Genomic DNA, 17,586 nt, shown 5'->3' with positions numbered 1-17,586 from the left:
CTCGGGGATTTGTGCTAAAATAGGAAGAATGAAAAATACGATCTGCGATCAAACAGAACTTAACAAAGAAGGAACGGGTGCAAATATTGATGAAACCTTTTATATATGATTTAACACTGGAAGAGCTTCAGGACTGGGCCAAAAATAATGGCGAGCCTGCCTTTCGGGGAGGACAAATTTTTGACTGGCTGTATGTAAAGCGGGTCAATAACTTTAGTGAGATGACGAATTTGTCCAAGGCGCTGCGAGAGAAGCTGGAGGAGCAATTCAGTTTTGTGACATTGCACGAAATTACAAAGCTGGAATCGAAAGATGGTACTGTTAAATTTCTGTTTGGTTTACACGATGACCATGCGATTGAGACGGTTATCATGAGACACAATTACGGAAACAGTATTTGTGTAACGACTCAAGTGGGCTGCCGGATTGGCTGCACTTTTTGTGCCTCGACGCTGGGAGGTCTCAAACGAAATCTGACGGCTGGCGAAATTACGGCACAGGTGGTGCAGGCTCAGAAAATTTTGGATAAAACGAATGAACGAGTGAGCAGCATTGTGATTATGGGCTCAGGCGAACCTTTTGAGAATTATGACGCGACGATGAAATTTTTGCGGACAATGATTCATGAGAAGGGCCTGAATATTGGTCAACGTCATATTACGGTGTCAACCAGTGGCATTGTACCGAATATTTATAAATTTGCTGACGAGGATACACAGATTAATCTGGCCATATCCATTCATGCGCCTAATGATGCGCTCCGTTCGAAGCTGATGCCCGTCAATCGGCGTTATCCTTTTAAGGATGTTATGGATTCTCTTCGTTATTATCTTGCTAAGACAGGACGGAGAATTTCGTTTGAATATGCCTTGATCGGTGGGGTAAACGACCAGGCGGAACATGCTGAAGAGCTTGCGGATGTGTTGAAGGACATGCTGTGTCACGTCAATTTAATTCCAGTCAACCATGTGCCTGAGCGTAAATATGTACGCACATCGCGCAGCGATATTTTTAATTTTCAACGTATTCTTGCCGAAAAAGGCGTCAATGTGACGATCCGGCGTGAACAGGGTCACGATATTGCCGCTGCCTGCGGTCAGTTGCGTGCAAAGCATATGGAGTTGGGGTGAAACCATTTGATCAAAACAGTTCATGTCAGCCATGTCGGACGCGTGCGTTCGGTAAATGAGGATTCTGCCTGGATCAGGCACTTGGAGCAAGGTTATATTCTGGGAATTGTTGCCGATGGTATGGGGGGGCATTTGGCTGGTGATACGGCCAGCCGCCTTGCGGTAGAGACACTTGCCGCTGATTTGGCGACGCTGGAGAGCGGATTATCCGCACATTCTTTGACGGCGGCGCTCAGCGACGCTATTTTGCATGCCAATGAAGTCATCTTCCAAACGGCTGCGCGCGATGACCAATATCATAATATGGGGACGACAGTTGTTGCTGTTTTGCTCAACAATGCATCTGGAATTATCGGGCATATTGGTGACAGTCGCGCTTATGTTATATCCAAAGGAACGGTGCGTCAGCTTACAGAAGACCATACATTAGTTAATGAGTTGTTCAAGAACGGACAGATCAGTAAGGAAGAGCGGGAAAACCATCCCCGTCGCAATGTGCTGACACGGGCATTGGGCACTGATTCCGAGGTGAAGGTGGACATTGACACCGTTACGCTGGACAAAGGCGACGTGCTATTACTATGCAGCGACGGATTAAGCAATTTGGTAACAGAGGAACAGATCAGTAAGGTAGTAGGTGCCGCGGAAAATCCTTTGGAGGAACGTGCGGATCGTCTGCTGCATCTGGCGTTGCTTGCTGGTGGAGACGATAACATTACTGTGGCTTTGTTTGAGTTGCCCGACAACACGGTTTCATTGAATGAAAAGGGGTGTGAAGCATGATCGGGCACCTGCTTGGGGGAAGATACGAAATTATTGAGCGCATCGGCGGCGGTGGTATGGCGCTGGTGTATAAGGCTCAAGACATTTTGCTGAATCGCAACGTTGCGGTTAAGGTGTTGCGTCAGCAATTTGTTCATGATGAGGAATTTATTCGCCGGTTTCGGCGCGAGGCACAGTCAGCAGCTTCGCTTTCTCATTCGAACGTGGTCAGTATTTATGATGTCGGCCAAGAAGATGAAATCCATTATATTGTAATGGAGTGCGTCGAAGGCAAAAATTTGAATGAGATTATTAAAGAACGTGCACCATTGCAAGTGGATGAAGCGGTGCGGATTGCTTCCCAGATTTGTGATGCGCTGGAACATGCTCACCAAAACCAGATTATTCACCGGGACATTAAGCCACATAATATCTTAATTGGACGTAATGGACGGGTTAAGGTTACCGACTTTGGGATTGCTCGAGCTGTTACGTCAACGACCATTACCCAGACAGGTTCTGTTGTGGGTTCTGTTCATTATTTTTCACCTGAGCATGCAAAGGGTGTCGTTACTGGCGAAAAATCGGACTTATATTCTTTAGGTATTGTCTTATATCAAATGCTGACAGCACAGCTGCCTTTTCTGGGAGAAAGCCCAATTAGTGTTGCACTTAAGCATTTACAAGAGGAATTTGAGGAACCACGTAAAATTAACCCGTTGATTCCGCAAAGTGTGGAAAATGTTATTTTAAAATCAATGCGCAAAAATCCGGAGGAACGTTACCAATCGGCAGACGAAATGCTAAGAGATTTGGAAACCTGTCTGCTACCCGGACGGCGTAATGAATCCAAGCTGGAGTTTGCACATTTGGATGATGAGGATCAAACGCGAGTGATCCCGGCAATTAAGCCTCAACAATTAGGTGTGTCTTCCAGTGGTGACGATGTGCCTGTCCAAACACGGGAGCCTGAACAGCTTTCGGGCAAGCAATCGTCCAAGAAAAGTAGAAAAAAAGCGATCTTCTGGGTAACACTAGTGTTAGTGCTGCTTTTGTGCATGGGCGGCGTGGTGTATTATGTGCAAAGTGCACTTGTCGTGCCTGAGGTGAAAGTACCAAGTGTACTGACACAAACAGAAGACCAAGCGAAGCTCATTCTAAGTAAAGCAGGCCTCGTCATTGACGAGCCAATCCAGCATGAATATAAAGAGGGGATTGCACCGGGAGTTGTTTTTTACCAAAGCTACCCTGAAGGTTCCCAAGTCAAGGAAGGCACAGAGATTAGTCTGAAGGTGGGGATTGCCAAGCCGCTCACTCCGATGCCCGATGTCAAAGGACAAAGCTACGAGAATGCTGTCAAGCTACTGACTGCCCAACAAATTAAGGAAACGCAGATTCAGCAAAATGGGCAGTTCAGTGATCAACCCGAAGGGACTGTCCTTAGCCAGACACCCGCTGCCAATGAACCATTTGATAAGGATTCGGTTCAGGTAGTGCTCACAGTCAGCAAAGGCGCTGCCACTGTTAAAATGCCGAATCTGGTGGGGATGACGCAAAGCCAAGCTGAAAATGAGGTTAAAAAAACAGGGCTGAAGGTTGGTTCGATCAAAGAGGAATCTAGCTATGAGCAGGAAAAAGGAAAAGTAACCAAACAATGGCCGTCAGAGGCGGGCAGTGAATTGCCCCCAAATACGGAAATTACGTTTTACGTAAGTACTGGTTACCCGCCAGAAGCGATTACGTTACCGTTTAATGTACCTGTGGCACCGAAGGAAGAGGGCAAGAACAGTAAAATTCGTATCACTTATACAGATGCACGTGGAGAAAATCAGGAATGGGGAAGCCGTACGATTAATACGACACAGGTGTTTACCATCAACCTACTGATGGCTCCGAACAAAGATAGTGTCGTCTCCGTATATAGAGATGGTAAGTTTGTTGATACGTATCCTGTTTCTTATATTGATGCCAAAAATGGAACGGTGACAATGCCTCAAATCGCTCCACCCGCGGGAACAACACCGACCGATACATCTGGTGGTACTTCCTCGCAGAATGGAAATGGAAACGGCGAGGAAGGAAACAGCGGGGAATCTTCTAATGATAGTGGTAATGGTGGAGGCGACTCTAATAACCAGGAGGGCACAGAAGGCAATGGTGACCCTTCTGCCTTCGCCCCAGGAACCGATTCTGCTGGAGCTGCGCGCAGTGAGTTGGCGGTTAGCAAAAAAAACAAACCTGGTCACGGTCCCCACAAAAAGAAAGACAAAGTGATCGAGGCTGTGCAGCATCAGTAAACTTACGAGAGAAAGAAGCTTAACCTGTTCCACACAATGAAACTTGAACTTTATGAAGGAGGACATCTTACACATGCCTGAAGGTCTGATCGTCAAGGCGCTCAGCGGATATTATTATGTCTCCAGCCTGGATCAGGATGGGCGTCCGGTATCCGGCGAAGCTACGGTACAATGCAGAGCACGCGGCCTGTTCAAGAAAAAAGAGATTACACCTCTTGTCGGTGATCGGGTCGTTTATGAACTGACTGAAAACGGAGAAGGTATGGTCAAGGAGATTAGAAAGCGTACGACGGAGCTGATTCGCCCTCCAGTTGCTAATACCACGCTGGCCGTGCTGCTGTTTTCCCTGCGTGAGCCGGATTTAAACCTGCCCTTACTGGACAAATTTTTAGTCCATATTGAGCACGCCGGGCTGGATACAATTATCTGTCTGACCAAGCGCGATCTGTATGAAGGCGATCCTTCAGAAGATGATACGGTGCTGATGGTTCAGGAAATGTATCGGAAGATCGGTTATGAGGTGCTGGTAACTAGTGCCCGTACGGGAGAGGGGACGGCTGAGCTTAAGAAACTGTTGGCCGATCAAATCAGCGTGTTTTCCGGTCAGTCAGGTGTAGGAAAGTCCTCCATGCTTAATGCTTTGGAGCCCGGGTTAACGCTAGAGACGAGCGCCATAAGCAATAAGCTGGGACGAGGAAGACATACAACTCGCCATGTGGAACTGATTCCTTTAGACAACGGCGGGTTTGTAGCAGATACACCAGGGTTTAGCCAACTTGATTTTTTGGAGCTTGGCGTGGATGAGTTATCGCCTTGTTTTCGAGAATTCCAACAGTATGCGGAAGGCTGCAAATTCCGAAGTTGCACGCATATTCACGAACCTGGCTGTAAAGTAAGAGAGGCTCTGGAAGAAGGACATATTTCACAGGGGAGATATGACAGTTATCTGCAATTTTATCAGGAATTAAAAGAAAAAAAGCGGAGGTATTGAGCATATGTTAAAAATAGCACCGTCGATTTTATCTGCTGATTTTGCTAGTTTGGGCAGTGAAGTAGCGGAAGCTCAAGCAGCGGGAGCAGACTGGATTCATGTGGATGTTATGGATGGTCATTTTGTACCCAATATTACATTGGGTCCCCCTATCGTTCAGGCTATTCGGCCGCATACGAATCTCCCATTGGACGTTCACCTTATGATTGAGCACCCTGAACGTTATATTGGCGATTTCGTAAAAGCAGGAGCCGATATCATCACGGTTCATGCTGAGGCCTGTGTTCATTTGCATGGTGTCATTCACTTGATCAAACAGCAAGGAGCGTTGGCGGGAGTGGCTCTCAATCCGGGGACATCACCATACGCGATCAAGGAAGTGCTGCCCAATGTGGATATGATTCTAGTGATGACGGTTAATCCTGGTTTTGGTGGTCAGTCCTTCATTCCAGAAACGTTGAATAAAATCAGACAAATCCGTGCTTGGTTGAACGAATTAGGTCGTCCAGACGTACATATCGAGGTGGACGGAGGTATTGCAGAGGAGACCGCACCAGCCGTATTTGAAGCGGGTGCCAACGTATTGGTGGCAGGTAGTGCGGTATACGGCAAAGCAGACCGCGCAGCTGCTATTACTACTATTCGGAATAGTGTTGCTCATTTGTCCCAGTGAAGCTAACTGAAGCACTATGGATGACCTTAGCGAGTATGGTGACGGGGCTGACCCTCAGTTGTTTCTCGCTAGTAAAGACGCCTTGGAACGCTATTCTTTCACTTTTGGCAGTTCTTATTGTCATGTTTTATTTTCGTAAAAATGAACGGCGTGGTTTGCGTATCGGTTTTGTAGTGTGCAGTGTACTTTATTATATTCTGTTTATTTTCATACTCTCAACATATCTCTATGTACGCGGACTTGTCTGATGGTATAGCCTGGGATGGTTGTGCATAAATATGGTTACATGAGCGGGATTCTCATGTAGCCTTTTTTTGTGGGGCAACAACCCTTGATAGGTTGCATAAACTACAGAGAACGGATGCAGGAGGATGATGGGGAGGGTGAGGCATGAAGTTTTACACAATCAAGCTGCCAAAATTTCTGGGTGGATTCGTCAAAGCCATTTTGAATACATTCCAGAAGAACTGAAATCAGTGTAATGTTAACACAGAATGTAGGATGAAGGTCAAAGGTACACAGAAGGCATGCTTCCCGGGCATAACAGAACGAGTAGCTCGGCAGTAAACGACAGGAACGCGCGGGAAGGTGCCTGATAATTTGTCCTCCTGAATCAGTGGGATAGTATTTGAGCAACCAAAAAAGCACCCGTTTAAAACGAGGTGCCTTTTGTTTATAACGATATTTTTTACGACTACACGCGAGTCACTTTACCGGCTTTCAATGCACGAGTGCTGACATAAACGCGTTTCGGTTTACCGTTAACGAGAATGCGAACTTTTTGTACGTTGACGCCCCAAGTACGGCGATTACGGTTGTTAGCGTGAGATACGTGGTTACCGCTGCCAGGCTTTTTGCCTGTTACAGAACATTTACGAGACATGATTCCACCTCCTATTCTGAAAATAACCAAACTCCATATGGAATGGGTCGCTCTTCAGGCCGACTGGGTCAGCCGGACTTTATAAGTCACTAACCTGAACAAAACAATACTTAAATATAATATCATAGTCAAAAAAGCTCCGTCAACTGATTCAAAAACTTTATTTATTTCTCTTTCGCATTATAGTACAATATGGGATAGCTATTGCTGCGGTTATTTTGTTTTTTAATGAAATGTGAATTTTTATTCCAGTCATGCCGGGCAGTTCAGAGGCGGGACCATAATCATCATTCCAGCCAATGATTTTTTGTTGGGCAGTTGACTGGTTTTTCATATTATATGAGCTGTGGAAAGAAACCAGGGGATGGTGCGGAAGCTTGCTGAGAGGGTGACATTCGTATTCGTCGTCTGGCTTTAGTATAATTCAATTGAACCTTGAACAAGGTGTTGTGAAAATGGATTGCAAAACAATTGTATTAAGCTAGGAAGGGGAATTCTCTTGAGTAATCGTTCTTTGAATGGAACAGACTTTACCGCGATGGTTTTAGCCGGGGCGGAACAATTACAGCAGCATGCGGAACATGTCAATTCACTAAATGTATTCCCGGTGCCAGACGGTGATACGGGAACGAATATGAATCTGACGATGCGCGCGGGCGTAACGGAATTGAAGAGGGGAGACTCTTCCTCTATCGGTGTCATGTCCGGCATATTATCCAAAGGCTTGCTGATGGGGGCCCGCGGCAATTCAGGGGTTATCCTGTCTCAGTTGTTCCGTGGCTTCAGCCGTTACGCTGCCCCATACGAGGAATTGAATACCCTTCAGTTCGCATCGGCATTGCAGAGCGGGGTGGATGCGGCCTACAAGGCGGTGGTTAAGCCGGTGGAGGGTACAATTCTTACCGTGGCGAAGGAAGCGGCCAGACATGCTATGTTTTTTTCGCGCCGGACGAACGACATCACAGAACTGATGGAAGAAGTGCTTGCCAAAGCAAAGGAAACGCTTGCCATGACACAGGACATGCTCCCTGTACTGAAGCAAGTAGGAGTTGTAGACTCGGGTGGGCAAGGACTTGTGTATATTTATGAAGGGTTTATGCAGCATCTGGGAAGCGGATTGGTAACCGCTCCAACTTCTAAAGGCAATAATGTACGTCCTACTTTTACTCCTTATGTGTCGGAGAGACCTACTGATGCGCGGGTTGCTCCTTCTCCAGATGCTCCTATTTCTGCGCAGGCGAAGCTCGAAACGGATAATATTGAGTTTTTGTATGATATGGAGTTTTTTATTAATCGACAATTGGGCGAAGCGCAAGGTACGAATTTTGATGAGGAAGCTTTCCGGAAAGCGTTGTCAGTAGATGGTGATTCGATTATCGTTATTTCGGACGATGATGTCATCAAGGTGCATGTGCATTCTAAGGCTCCGGGTGAAGTATTGAATCTTGCGCTGCGTTACGGAGAAATTACACAGATTCGAATTTTGAATATGCGTGAGCAGCATCGTGATTTGTTGTCTGCGGGCATGGATGGTGCTCCTGAGCCTGAGTGGTTTGCTGAAATACCAGCAGAGCCTGCACGTGAGGAGGAGCCATCTGAGCCTCCAGCTCATGAACTGGCCCCCTTTGGCTTTATAGCTGTGGCTCCTGGTGAAGGGATTGCTGATATTTTCAGAAGCTTGGGTGTTGATGTTGTCCTTTCTGGTGGTCAGACCATGAATCCAAGCACAGAGGACTTCGTTAATGCGGCCCGCTCGATTGCGGCTCAACATATTTTTATTCTGCCGAATAATTCCAATATAATCTTAGCGGCTGAACAAGCGCGTGAATTGCTAGAGGTGGAACGTTTGGTATCGGTGATTCCGAGCAAAACAATCCCACAAGGCATTGCAGCTGCATTTGCCTTCCAAGAGGAAGAAGCCTTTGAGGTAAATCAAGATAATATGCGGGATGCGGTCACTCGTGTGAAGTCTGGACAAGTGACCTATGCGGTACGGGATACGACACTTGACGATCTGCATATTACGGCGGGCCACTATATCGGTATTCAGGATTCTAAAATTGTGGCGACCGAGGAGCAATTAATGGCAACTGCTCGTCTTTTGCTGGCAAAAATGCTGGTGAATGGCGATGAAATTATTACGATTCTTACAGGATCGGACGCAAAACAAGAAGAGACAGACCAGCTTGTTGTGTGGCTTGAAGAAAATTATTCGGATGTTGAAGTGGAAGTCCATGAAGGTGGTCAGCCGATTTATCCTTATCTGTTCTCCGTGGAAACCTGATGAGGTGTAGTGCAGCCATAGTAGCCCACTACAAAAGGAGGACTGACCGATGAGCAGTACTATCATTTTGACGGATAGCACAGCTGATATTCCACAGGAATTAGTAGACCGTCTCGGTATAATTGTCGTGCCGCTGACGGTGATGTTCGGCAGCACAGCTTACCTGGACGGCCTTGAGATGTCAGCTGCGCAGTTTTACAGTGAGTTGGTACGGGCTGATGAGCTGCCTACGACGTCACAGCCATCACCCGCTCGCTTTTTGGAGACGTATAGAACGTTGTTGGAGCAATATCCCGAGAGCCAGATTGTCTCTATCCATTTATCCTCTGGTGTGAGCGGAACCTACCAATCCGCTCTGCTGGGCAAGTCCATGCTGGAGAAACATGAAGATAGAGTGACCGTTGTGGATTCCAAATCGGCCTCCTATGGCTACGGTATGCTCGTAGTTTATGCCGCAGAGCTGGCGGCTGCCGGGCAATCTCCAGCTGATATTGTTCAGGCTGTGAAACGTCTCGGGGAACGCCGTTGTTTGTATTTCCTGGTGGATACACTGCAATACTTGCAAAAAGGCGGACGAATTGGCAAGGCAGCGGCTATGGTTGGTACGCTGCTTAACATTAAGCCGATTCTTTCGATTGACAAAGAAGGCATTATTTATTCGGCTGATAAGGCGAGAGGGAATAAAAAAGCGACAGCGCGAATTATTGAACTGCTGGAGCGGGATTTAAAAGGCCATAAAATTAATATTGCTGTGGGCCATACAGCAGATCGCTCGACGGCAGAAGCGTTCGTCGCTCAGCTGGCAGAGCATTTTGAGCTGGGAGATAAAATATATACTGAACTTGGTGCCGTAATCGGAACTCATGTGGGACCAGGAACGATTGGTATTTTTGCATGGCCGGCTGGAGATGAGAGATAATATGCTGCAATTGGATCAAATACCTTTAAAACAAATACACGGCGTGAGTGCTCTCAAAGAAGGAGAGCTTCACGCTTTTGGCATTTCTAATGTACAAGACATGCTGGAATATTATCCGTTTCGGTATGAAGATTACCGACTGCGCTCGCTAAGCGAAGTGAAGGACGGAGATAAGGTTACAGTACAAGCAAAAATCATGGGCATTCCGGTGCTTCAACGTTATGGGCGCAAATCAAGGTTGACTTGTAAATTGATGGCTGAGGACTGGATGTTTACTGCAACATGGTTTAATCGGCATTTTCTGAAGGATCAGCTAACATCAGGTCGTGAAATTGTGGTGACGGGTAAATGGGATCTTAAGCGAATGCAGATGACCGTTGCAGACTCTGAGTTCCCTGATAAAGGAGTGGCCCGTTCGGGGACACTTCAACCAGTGTACTCTATAGGGGGCAAGATTACGCAGAGCTGGATGCGAAAAACAATGAATCAGACGCTTCAGCAGTTTGGCCAAATGATTCCCGAGATATTGCCGGATCAGCTGGTGCGAAAGTATAGTATGATGCCGCGTAAGCAGGCGATTGCAGGCATACACCAACCTCAGGACAATCGAGAGGGACAAGAGGCACGGCGACGGATGGTGTATGAGGAACTATTTTTATTCCAGCTGAAAATGCAGGCATTCCGGGCGTTAAATCGCGGTCGAGCTGACGGGGTGGTGCATACGGTGGATAACGCCACGATTCGTGAATTCGTGAGGGCTTTGCCCTTTGAATTAACGGATGCACAGAAGAAGGTTGAGCTTGAAATACTCCATGATCTACGCTCACCTTATTGCATGAACCGTCTACTCCAAGGGGATGTGGGATCGGGGAAAACAGTGGTTGCCGCCATCGGTTTATTTGCAACAGTACGTTCCGGTTTTCAGGGAGCACTGATGGTGCCAACCGAAATTTTGGCCGAGCAGCATATGCGGTCGCTTCACAAGCTGTTTGAACCCTTTGGAATTAGTGTTGGGTTACTGACAGGAAGTACAACGGGGAAGAAGCGTAAGGAGTTGCTTGCCGCTCTTCAGATGGGGCTGCTGGACATTGTGGTGGGCACGCATGCCCTTATTCAGGAGGATGTGTATTTCCGCCAGCTTGGACTAGTTGTAACGGATGAGCAGCATAGATTCGGTGTCAATCAGCGTAGTGTATTGCGCCGTAAGGGCTACAATCCGGATGTACTGACCATGACAGCCACACCGATCCCGCGTACGTTGGCGATTACTGCTTTTGGTGATATGGATGTTTCTACGATATCAGAGCGTCCCAAAGGACGTATTCCGATTTCTACGTATTGGGTGAAGCACGAACTGATGGATCGAGTGCTCGGTTTTATTTCCCGAGAGGTAGATCTGGGACGGCAGGCTTATCTGATTTGTCCGTTGATTGAAGAGTCGGAGAAGCTGGATGTACAGAATGCCATCGATCTGCATATTCAAATGCAGCAGGCCTTTCCACATTATCGTGTTGGGCTACTGCATGGGCGAATGACTCCTGCAGAAAAGGAAGAAGTTATGCGTTCTTTCTATGCAAACGAAGTTCAGTTACTCGTTTCAACCACGGTTGTAGAGGTGGGGGTAGATGTGCCCAATGCAACGCTAATGATTATTATGGATGCAGATCGCTTTGGGTTGTCCCAGTTACATCAGTTACGTGGACGTGTCGGACGGGGCGCACATGCCTCGTATTGTGTGCTGATCGCTGATCCTAAGTCGGAAGTAGGTCAGGAGCGGATGAAGGTTATGACCGATACAGACGACGGTTTTGAGGTTGCTAGACGCGATCTGGATTTGAGAGGGCCGGGGGACTTTTTTGGCACCAAGCAGAGCGGGTTGCCCGAGTTTCGGTTAGCAGATATGGTAGCGGATTTTGAGGTACTGGAAAAGGCACGTGAGGATGCAACGGACCTGATCAAGGACTCCTCTTTTTGGACATCTCCGCAATATGAAGCACTTCGCGGTTATTTGCAAAAAGAGCAGATTTTCCAGGGAGATCTGATCGACTGACCCACCATGAATGATGAGGGATTTTAAACGTTTTTAACAGATAGGCACAATGGACAGGCTGGCCGTCATATATTTGGGAATGACCGAATGATATGGGAGGTGTGGCGACATTGAGCTATCAGCAATATGGAATTAGTCCGCAACTGGTGGAACGGATTAAGCTGAAAATGAAAAATCGTGCGCTCAAGGAGCGGGTTAAGCAGCAGATCGAGGGTGTGACCAAGGCGGATCTGCAAAACAAAGCCAAGGTGCGTCATCTTGTGAAGTCCACTTCTGCTATTTTAAACGAGCGATTGACGGCTGCACAGGAGGAGCAACTGGTCGCCTTCGTATTGGCACAAAAAATTGATCCGTCCAATACGTTCCATCTGATCAAGCTGTGGGGAATGTTCCGTTGATTGCTGTTTGAAGGGGGGCTTTAAGGCGCTCTCCATGTATTGTGTGAAGCCCAGATAAAAAAGGATTGCCTGATGTTAGGCGATCCTTTTTTGTTTAGATTTGTATTTCATTCCCCGGGCAATAGCCTGTGGGCTTATCGTAGGATTTTATTTATCATAATTGGAATCTTGATAGATGTCATGGTCTGGCCGGCATGGTCTAGATACTCAATCATTTTGCCGCCCTCACTTTATCCGAAGGACTAGAATCCAGCTATTGTAAAGAGGGTTCAGTTTGTTCCCGTCTTGCCCGAACTTCCTGGACAATTTTACTGTTCATTGTTTCTGTCAGCTCATAATTCTTCATTGGACCTACGGCGAGGAATGTCAGAATCCCCGGTATAATTGTAAATAGTAGTGAGAGCCAAGTAAGGGTTGTATTTGTTTGGACTATATTAGGCTGATAACCCGCCAACGCCAGCGCATAACCACCCACGGCGCTGCCGATTGCAGCCGCCAATTTGGCCCGAAAAACGTTGGCAGAGAAAACCATCCCCTCTGATCTGTTTCCTGTTTTCCACTCTCCATAATCGACGCAATCTGCTAGCATTGTGGACATGACAACATAGTTCAGTCCAACGCCAAAAGAAATGATACAGCTGAGAATAAAGACAAGAATAATTGAGTTACCGCAGAAGTAGAGAGCTACCATGGATATGGAGGTGATTAGCACCCCTACTATGCTCGTGCTCTTTTTGCCGATCCACTTGGCAATGAACGGAACTGCGACGTTGCCTGCGATTTGAAAGCCCACAGTTAGCCCCATAAACAATGGAATGAATGCTTCAGCACCTAGGTTGTATTTAAAATAATACAGAGTAAATGCATTACGGATGTTGGCGGTCATTTCGATAATAAAAAACGAGATAATCAACAACCGCAATGGTCGGTTTTCCAAGAAGAATAGGCGGAGTACCCCTTTTAACGTTTGTTTTTCATGTCGAGGTACTACGTGTCTCTCTTTTACGCCAAACACCGTAAACATCATGCAGACGAAGAATAGGCCACAGAGTACAGCAACCGCTCCAGCCCACCCGTTGAAGAAATAGACGAGGGGAAGCGCTACGACATTGACGGTCCACAAGCCGGCACTTGCAACCGTACGAGGAACAGTCACGACTTTGGTTCGTTCTGCAGCATCTTTGGTTATAGCGGCGGACAGTGACCAATACGGAATATCCAATATAGAATAGCTAATGCTCCAAGCAATATAGGTAACATAGGCATAAACCAGCTTTCCGGCGGAAGAAAGGTCCGGACTGAGGAAGAGCGCCAAGGTGGTCAGTGTTACCAAGAAAGCACCGATGAACATGTAAGGCCTAAATTTCCCCCAACGCGTATTCGTGTTGTCGACTGCAATGCCAATAAAAATGTCAACTACCGCATCAATCACACGTGCCACCATCAGCAAAGTCCCTACTGCAAGCGCATTCAATCCAAAGCTGTCCGTATAGAAAAACATGAGATAAACGGCGGTTAAATTGTAAATAACATTCATCCCATAACTACTCAGTGAGTAAGAGATTAGTGTTTTTAAACTGACTTTGTCGCTATTTTTTGCAGATGCAGAAGTAATCATGTTTTAACCCCTTTCAAAAATTGACGATCATAACAGGCTGTTATGATGTATTGTCATGAAAACTTGTAAGCGTTATCTTGTGATACAGAATAACAAAAGCTGTAGCAGGAGTACATGATTTTTCTAAAGCAAAAGATAGCAAAAACAAAGATTATTACAAATATTTATAGATTAAGGTTTCATTTTAGGCCTTATGATATGCTTCTTAATTTATGCTATATTTGGTTATGAAGGCACCGCCCCTTGGTTAACTATAAAATTCTGAAGCATGGAGGTTAGGGATGGGTGACAATATGATTCAATTTGTAGATACACGTACCAGTTCAAAACATAAAAATATTACAGATTTAATTCTGTATAATTGTGGCTCGGAGCCTTGTTCTCCCAACCAGGATTTCGGGCCTATCGCCAGGGATTTCAATCTTATTCACTTTGTATTAAAGGGTAGAGGCAAGCTGATTTTAGATAAGGAAACATACAACATAGAGAAGGGACAGGCTTTTTTAATCCCTGCCAATAAGCCTGCTTATTATCAAGCTGATGAGCACGAGCCATGGGAGTATAGCTGGGTAGGGTTTATGGGGATTAAATCTGAAATGTATTTGCAAAATATCTCTCTTGTTCAGGATAATCCGTATGTGGTAAGTATCGAAGACATCACTTTTTTTCATTCGACTATTCTTGAAATGCTTCGTATAGGGAATAACACACTTTCTTCATCATTGGCTATTCAGGGCTATTTGTGCCATATTCTCGCCAAGCTGGTGCATGAAACAGGTGAAACGATGCCTGTGAAAGAAGAGCTTCCCTATTCAGTTCAAGCTATCAACTACATGGAGAAAAACTATAACGGGGGCATTCAAATCAGTGAGGTGGCAGAGTATCTCGGGCTTCACCCTAATTACTTGACCTCTGTTTTTAAGCAGGAAATAGGCGAAACACCAAAGCAGTATTTAATGAACATTCGGCTTAAAAAGGCATGCGAGCTGTTACAGGATACCAGTTACTCTATTCAAGTAATCTCCAATTCTGTCGGTTACTCGGATCAACTGACCTTTTCGCGGGCATTTAAAAATATGATGGGCATATCTCCCAGCGCTTATCGTGAGAAAATTCTTTGATTTTGCTATATATATCTTATAAAAATACTGGTGCTTGAGGTAGGGGTGTTTTGATATCGTAAAGCTGTTGGTTTTTCCTGCATGGTATTTTAAAGGATTGTACGGAAGAACTCACTTTACGAGAGGGGAACTGCATGTGGATACATTCATTGCCTTTATTCCAGCCATAGGCTGGGGATTCATGCCGATTCTAGCACAAATGACAAAAGCCAATCCTCGCGAGCAACTAACGGGGACAGTCATCGGTGCTGTATTGTTCGCATTGTGCCTGTATTCGTACTCACCTGTTAGCTTGCAAATCACCCCATTTATTGTGAGCTTTGTCTCTGGTGTGTTTTGGTCTATAGGACAGCTGCTTCAATTTCAAGCTTTCCAGAAAGTAAGCGTTTCAACGGCTATTCCTGTTATTTGCGGGCTGCAACTCATGGGAACGACGCTTTTTGCAGCACTAATCTTGGGCGAATGGACAACCGGGTACCAAATTGGTATTGGATTAGTAGCGCTTATATTTATTTTGTCTGGAATCTTGCTGACGAGTTACCAGGGGAGATCAAGTGGTTTGTCCAAGCCTATGCCCCTTCACATTTTTGTCATGTTGGTCTGTTCGGCTATAGCCTTAACGCTGTATGTTATTATTAATCAAATCTTTCATGTCTCCGGTTTGTCGGTTATCTTGCCGCAATCACTTGGCATGCTGTGTTCAGCACTTTTAATGAACTGTAAGGGTGGGCAGAAGCTCCATTTGGTCCGGGTGCTGCGCAATTTGTCTACGGGTTTGTCGTGGAGCGTGGCGAATTTGGCGCTATTTATATCGAATGGGCTTATTGGGGTCGCGGCCAGTTTCCCGATCTCTCAGGCGAGTATCGCCATCTCCTGCGTTGGCAGTATTCTGATTTTCAGGGAAAAGAAAAGTCCCCGAGAATGGCTTCGTCTACTGGCCGGTATTACGATAATAATGGTCGGAGTGGGATTGGTTAGCCTGGTCAAGCTCTAAGAATATACAGAAGTAAGAGCTGCGCGTGCAGTATGGCTGCGAGTGTTTCAGGGTATATGATTGATACTGACCGGGCTTGGGTGATTTAAGCCGAAAGCTGGGAAATTGATTGTCTTACTTGTAATGACCTCCAATCTTCCTAGATCTTTCTAGAGCCTGGCCGACATGGGTGAGGGAGGAGGCTCTTACAATCGCCGTGTTGCCGTAACGCTCCTTAATGCTGTCAGTGACTTTTTCCAGGGAGCGTGCCCGTGTCTCGTCCTCAAAAAAGGACATCTGGTACGTTTCCGCATCCATCAGACTGCTTAGGCTAACGCCCAATCGCCTTACCGGCATGCGGTCCCAAAATTTATAGAAAATTTCCTTGACGGTTTTATAAATTTTATTCGTGTTGTTAGTTGGATCAGGCAGCTTCATCTGGCGCGAAAATCCGGTCGGTGACTCAAACGGGCTGCACATGCAACTGACGGTAACGACATCCCCCATATACCCTTTGCGCCGGCTATCCCGACATACTTCCTCAGTGAGCTCGAGCAGAACGGTTTCCACTTCCGAAGACTGGAGATAGTCTCGGGGAAGGGTCATCATATGGCCGATGGATTTGGGAGGTGTCTCAAATGTTTCCGGCTTCACGGGACTGTGATCAATCCCGTTTGCGGTTCGCCATATCACCTCTGCCTGAATGCTGGACTGTTTGCCGAAATGAGACCGGAATCTATCTTGAAGTCGGGGTAAGGGAGTCCGTGCGATATCCCCAATGGTGTGCAGTCCAAGCCTCTCCAAATGCCGTTCCATACGCGAACCGATACCGAACATAAGACGTACTGGTTGAGGCCACAGCAAGGTTGCAATGTCGGATGCAGGCAGCAAGAAAATGCCGCTGTCATTTTTTTTAGCCCATATATCTGTTGCTGTTTTAGCCAGCATTTTATTAGGACCAATACCGATTCGAATCCATACTCCTGTTTGTGCCAGCACTTTCTGCTGAATTTCACTTGCAATACTCACCGGATCTCCGAACAGGGAGAGACTTCCGCTCATATCCAGAAACTGTTCATCAATGCTGAAAACCTCAACCAAATCCGTATATTCATTATAAATTTCTGTTATTTTTAATGAGACATCGATATAATGCTGCATGCGCGGGCGTACAATGATAAGGTCAGGACATTTTTTCACAGCTTCTCCCAGACGTTCTGCAGTGGATATACCAAGTTTTTTGGCCAGCGGACATGCGGCTAAAATAATGCCTGAACGAAGTTCAGGGTCACCGGCCACAACGAGCGGTTTATGTTGGTATGTGGGATTATCCGCTTTTTCGACGCTGGTATAAAAGCTTTGGCAGTCCGCTAGAAATATGGTTCTACTTCCACGCTCCTTCAAAACGTTGACCTCCTCTTCTGATATGTAACAGACCATATTCCCAAAATATTCTTGAACGTATGCTCTTATAGTAGTATTATATA

The 17,586-nt window shown here is 46.2% G+C and carries 15 protein-coding genes; 12 read left to right on the top strand and 3 right to left on the bottom strand.

Features of this window, described 5'->3' with window-relative positions:
- Window positions 1-89: 89 nt before the first annotated feature.
- The 6 genes from rlmN to spoVM all read left to right on the top strand — a co-directional run bounded on the left by rlmN (window position 90) and on the right by spoVM (window position 6,324).
- Window positions 90-1,130 carry a 23S rRNA (adenine(2503)-C(2))-methyltransferase RlmN gene (gene rlmN / locus ACQQ6X_RS05630; RefSeq protein ID WP_149033556.1) on the top strand — a complete coding sequence of 347 codons (1,041 nt, stop codon included), beginning with the start codon at window positions 90-92 and terminating at the stop codon, window positions 1,128-1,130.
- A gap of 6 nt (window positions 1,131-1,136) precedes the next feature.
- Window positions 1,137-1,913: a Stp1/IreP family PP2C-type Ser/Thr phosphatase gene (locus ACQQ6X_RS05625; RefSeq protein ID WP_305164540.1), complete on the top strand. Its 777-nt coding sequence runs from the start codon at window positions 1,137-1,139 to the stop codon at window positions 1,911-1,913.
- Window positions 1,910-4,189 carry a Stk1 family PASTA domain-containing Ser/Thr kinase gene (pknB, locus tag ACQQ6X_RS05620; protein WP_305164539.1) on the top strand — a complete coding sequence of 760 codons (2,280 nt, stop codon included), beginning with the start codon at window positions 1,910-1,912 and terminating at the stop codon, window positions 4,187-4,189. The genes ACQQ6X_RS05625 and pknB overlap by 4 nt, the downstream gene beginning before the upstream one ends.
- 73 nt (window positions 4,190-4,262) lie before the next feature.
- Window positions 4,263-5,180 carry a ribosome small subunit-dependent GTPase A gene (gene rsgA, locus ACQQ6X_RS05615; protein WP_305164538.1) on the top strand — a complete coding sequence of 306 codons (918 nt, stop codon included), beginning with the start codon at window positions 4,263-4,265 and terminating at the stop codon, window positions 5,178-5,180.
- Window positions 5,181-5,184: 4 nt separating this feature from the next.
- The gene (gene rpe / locus ACQQ6X_RS05610; protein WP_305164537.1) at window positions 5,185-5,853 is read left to right on the top strand and encodes a ribulose-phosphate 3-epimerase; all 669 of its coding nucleotides are present in this window, start codon (window positions 5,185-5,187) and stop codon (window positions 5,851-5,853) included.
- Between the two features lie 390 nt (window positions 5,854-6,243).
- On the top strand, window positions 6,244-6,324 hold the full coding sequence (gene spoVM, locus ACQQ6X_RS05605) for a stage V sporulation protein SpoVM (RefSeq protein ID WP_010345573.1): 81 nt from the start codon (window positions 6,244-6,246) through the stop codon (window positions 6,322-6,324).
- Window positions 6,325-6,547: 223 nt separating this feature from the next.
- Here spoVM and rpmB read toward each other — a convergent pair whose 3' ends face one another.
- Window positions 6,548-6,736 carry a 50S ribosomal protein L28 gene (gene rpmB, locus ACQQ6X_RS05600; RefSeq protein WP_013310881.1) on the bottom strand — a complete coding sequence of 63 codons (189 nt, stop codon included), beginning with the start codon at window positions 6,734-6,736 and terminating at the stop codon, window positions 6,548-6,550.
- A gap of 499 nt (window positions 6,737-7,235) precedes the next feature.
- Between rpmB and ACQQ6X_RS05595 the strand changes: the two genes are divergently transcribed.
- The 4 genes from ACQQ6X_RS05595 (at window position 7,236) to ACQQ6X_RS05580 (ending at window position 12,387) form a co-directional block, all read left to right on the top strand.
- Complete coding sequence (locus tag ACQQ6X_RS05595) at window positions 7,236-9,020, top strand: DAK2 domain-containing protein (RefSeq protein WP_305164536.1); 1,785 nt, start codon at window positions 7,236-7,238, stop codon at window positions 9,018-9,020.
- Between the two features lie 49 nt (window positions 9,021-9,069).
- Window positions 9,070-9,939 (top strand): DegV family protein, encoded by an 870-nt coding sequence (locus tag ACQQ6X_RS05590; protein ID WP_305164535.1) that lies wholly within the window; start codon window positions 9,070-9,072, stop codon window positions 9,937-9,939.
- A gap of 1 nt (window position 9,940) precedes the next feature.
- On the top strand, window positions 9,941-11,989 hold the full coding sequence (gene recG / locus ACQQ6X_RS05585; protein WP_305164534.1) for an ATP-dependent DNA helicase RecG: 2,049 nt from the start codon (window positions 9,941-9,943) through the stop codon (window positions 11,987-11,989).
- A gap of 110 nt (window positions 11,990-12,099) precedes the next feature.
- Window positions 12,100-12,387 (top strand): stage VI sporulation protein F, encoded by a 288-nt coding sequence (locus ACQQ6X_RS05580; RefSeq protein WP_063213614.1) that lies wholly within the window; start codon window positions 12,100-12,102, stop codon window positions 12,385-12,387.
- A 253-nt stretch (window positions 12,388-12,640) separates the two neighbouring features.
- On the opposite strand, the gene ACQQ6X_RS05575 is transcribed toward ACQQ6X_RS05580, so the two are convergent.
- Entirely contained in the window at window positions 12,641-14,005 is a 1,365-nt protein-coding gene (locus ACQQ6X_RS05575; RefSeq protein ID WP_305164533.1) for an MFS transporter, read from the bottom strand.
- A gap of 281 nt (window positions 14,006-14,286) precedes the next feature.
- On the opposite strand from ACQQ6X_RS05575, the gene ACQQ6X_RS05570 reads away from it, so the two are divergent.
- Together ACQQ6X_RS05570 and ACQQ6X_RS05565 are read left to right on the top strand one after the other, a co-directional pair.
- Complete coding sequence (locus tag ACQQ6X_RS05570; protein ID WP_305164532.1) at window positions 14,287-15,126, top strand: AraC family transcriptional regulator; 840 nt, start codon at window positions 14,287-14,289, stop codon at window positions 15,124-15,126.
- Between the two features lie 136 nt (window positions 15,127-15,262).
- The gene (locus ACQQ6X_RS05565; protein WP_305164531.1) at window positions 15,263-16,120 is read left to right on the top strand and encodes a GRP family sugar transporter; all 858 of its coding nucleotides are present in this window, start codon (window positions 15,263-15,265) and stop codon (window positions 16,118-16,120) included.
- Between the two features lie 114 nt (window positions 16,121-16,234).
- Here ACQQ6X_RS05565 and ACQQ6X_RS05560 read toward each other — a convergent pair whose 3' ends face one another.
- Window positions 16,235-17,539, bottom strand: a complete 1,305-nt coding sequence (locus ACQQ6X_RS05560; protein ID WP_305164530.1) for a DNA polymerase IV — start codon at window positions 17,537-17,539, stop codon at window positions 16,235-16,237.
- Window positions 17,540-17,586: the final 47 nt, after the last annotated feature.

Origin of the sequence: Paenibacillus ottowii (assembly GCF_050516475.1) — a bacterium.
Lineage (GTDB): Bacteria > Bacillota > Bacilli > Paenibacillales > Paenibacillaceae > Paenibacillus > Paenibacillus ottowii.
This window is presented reverse-complemented; position numbering and strand designations above follow the sequence as displayed.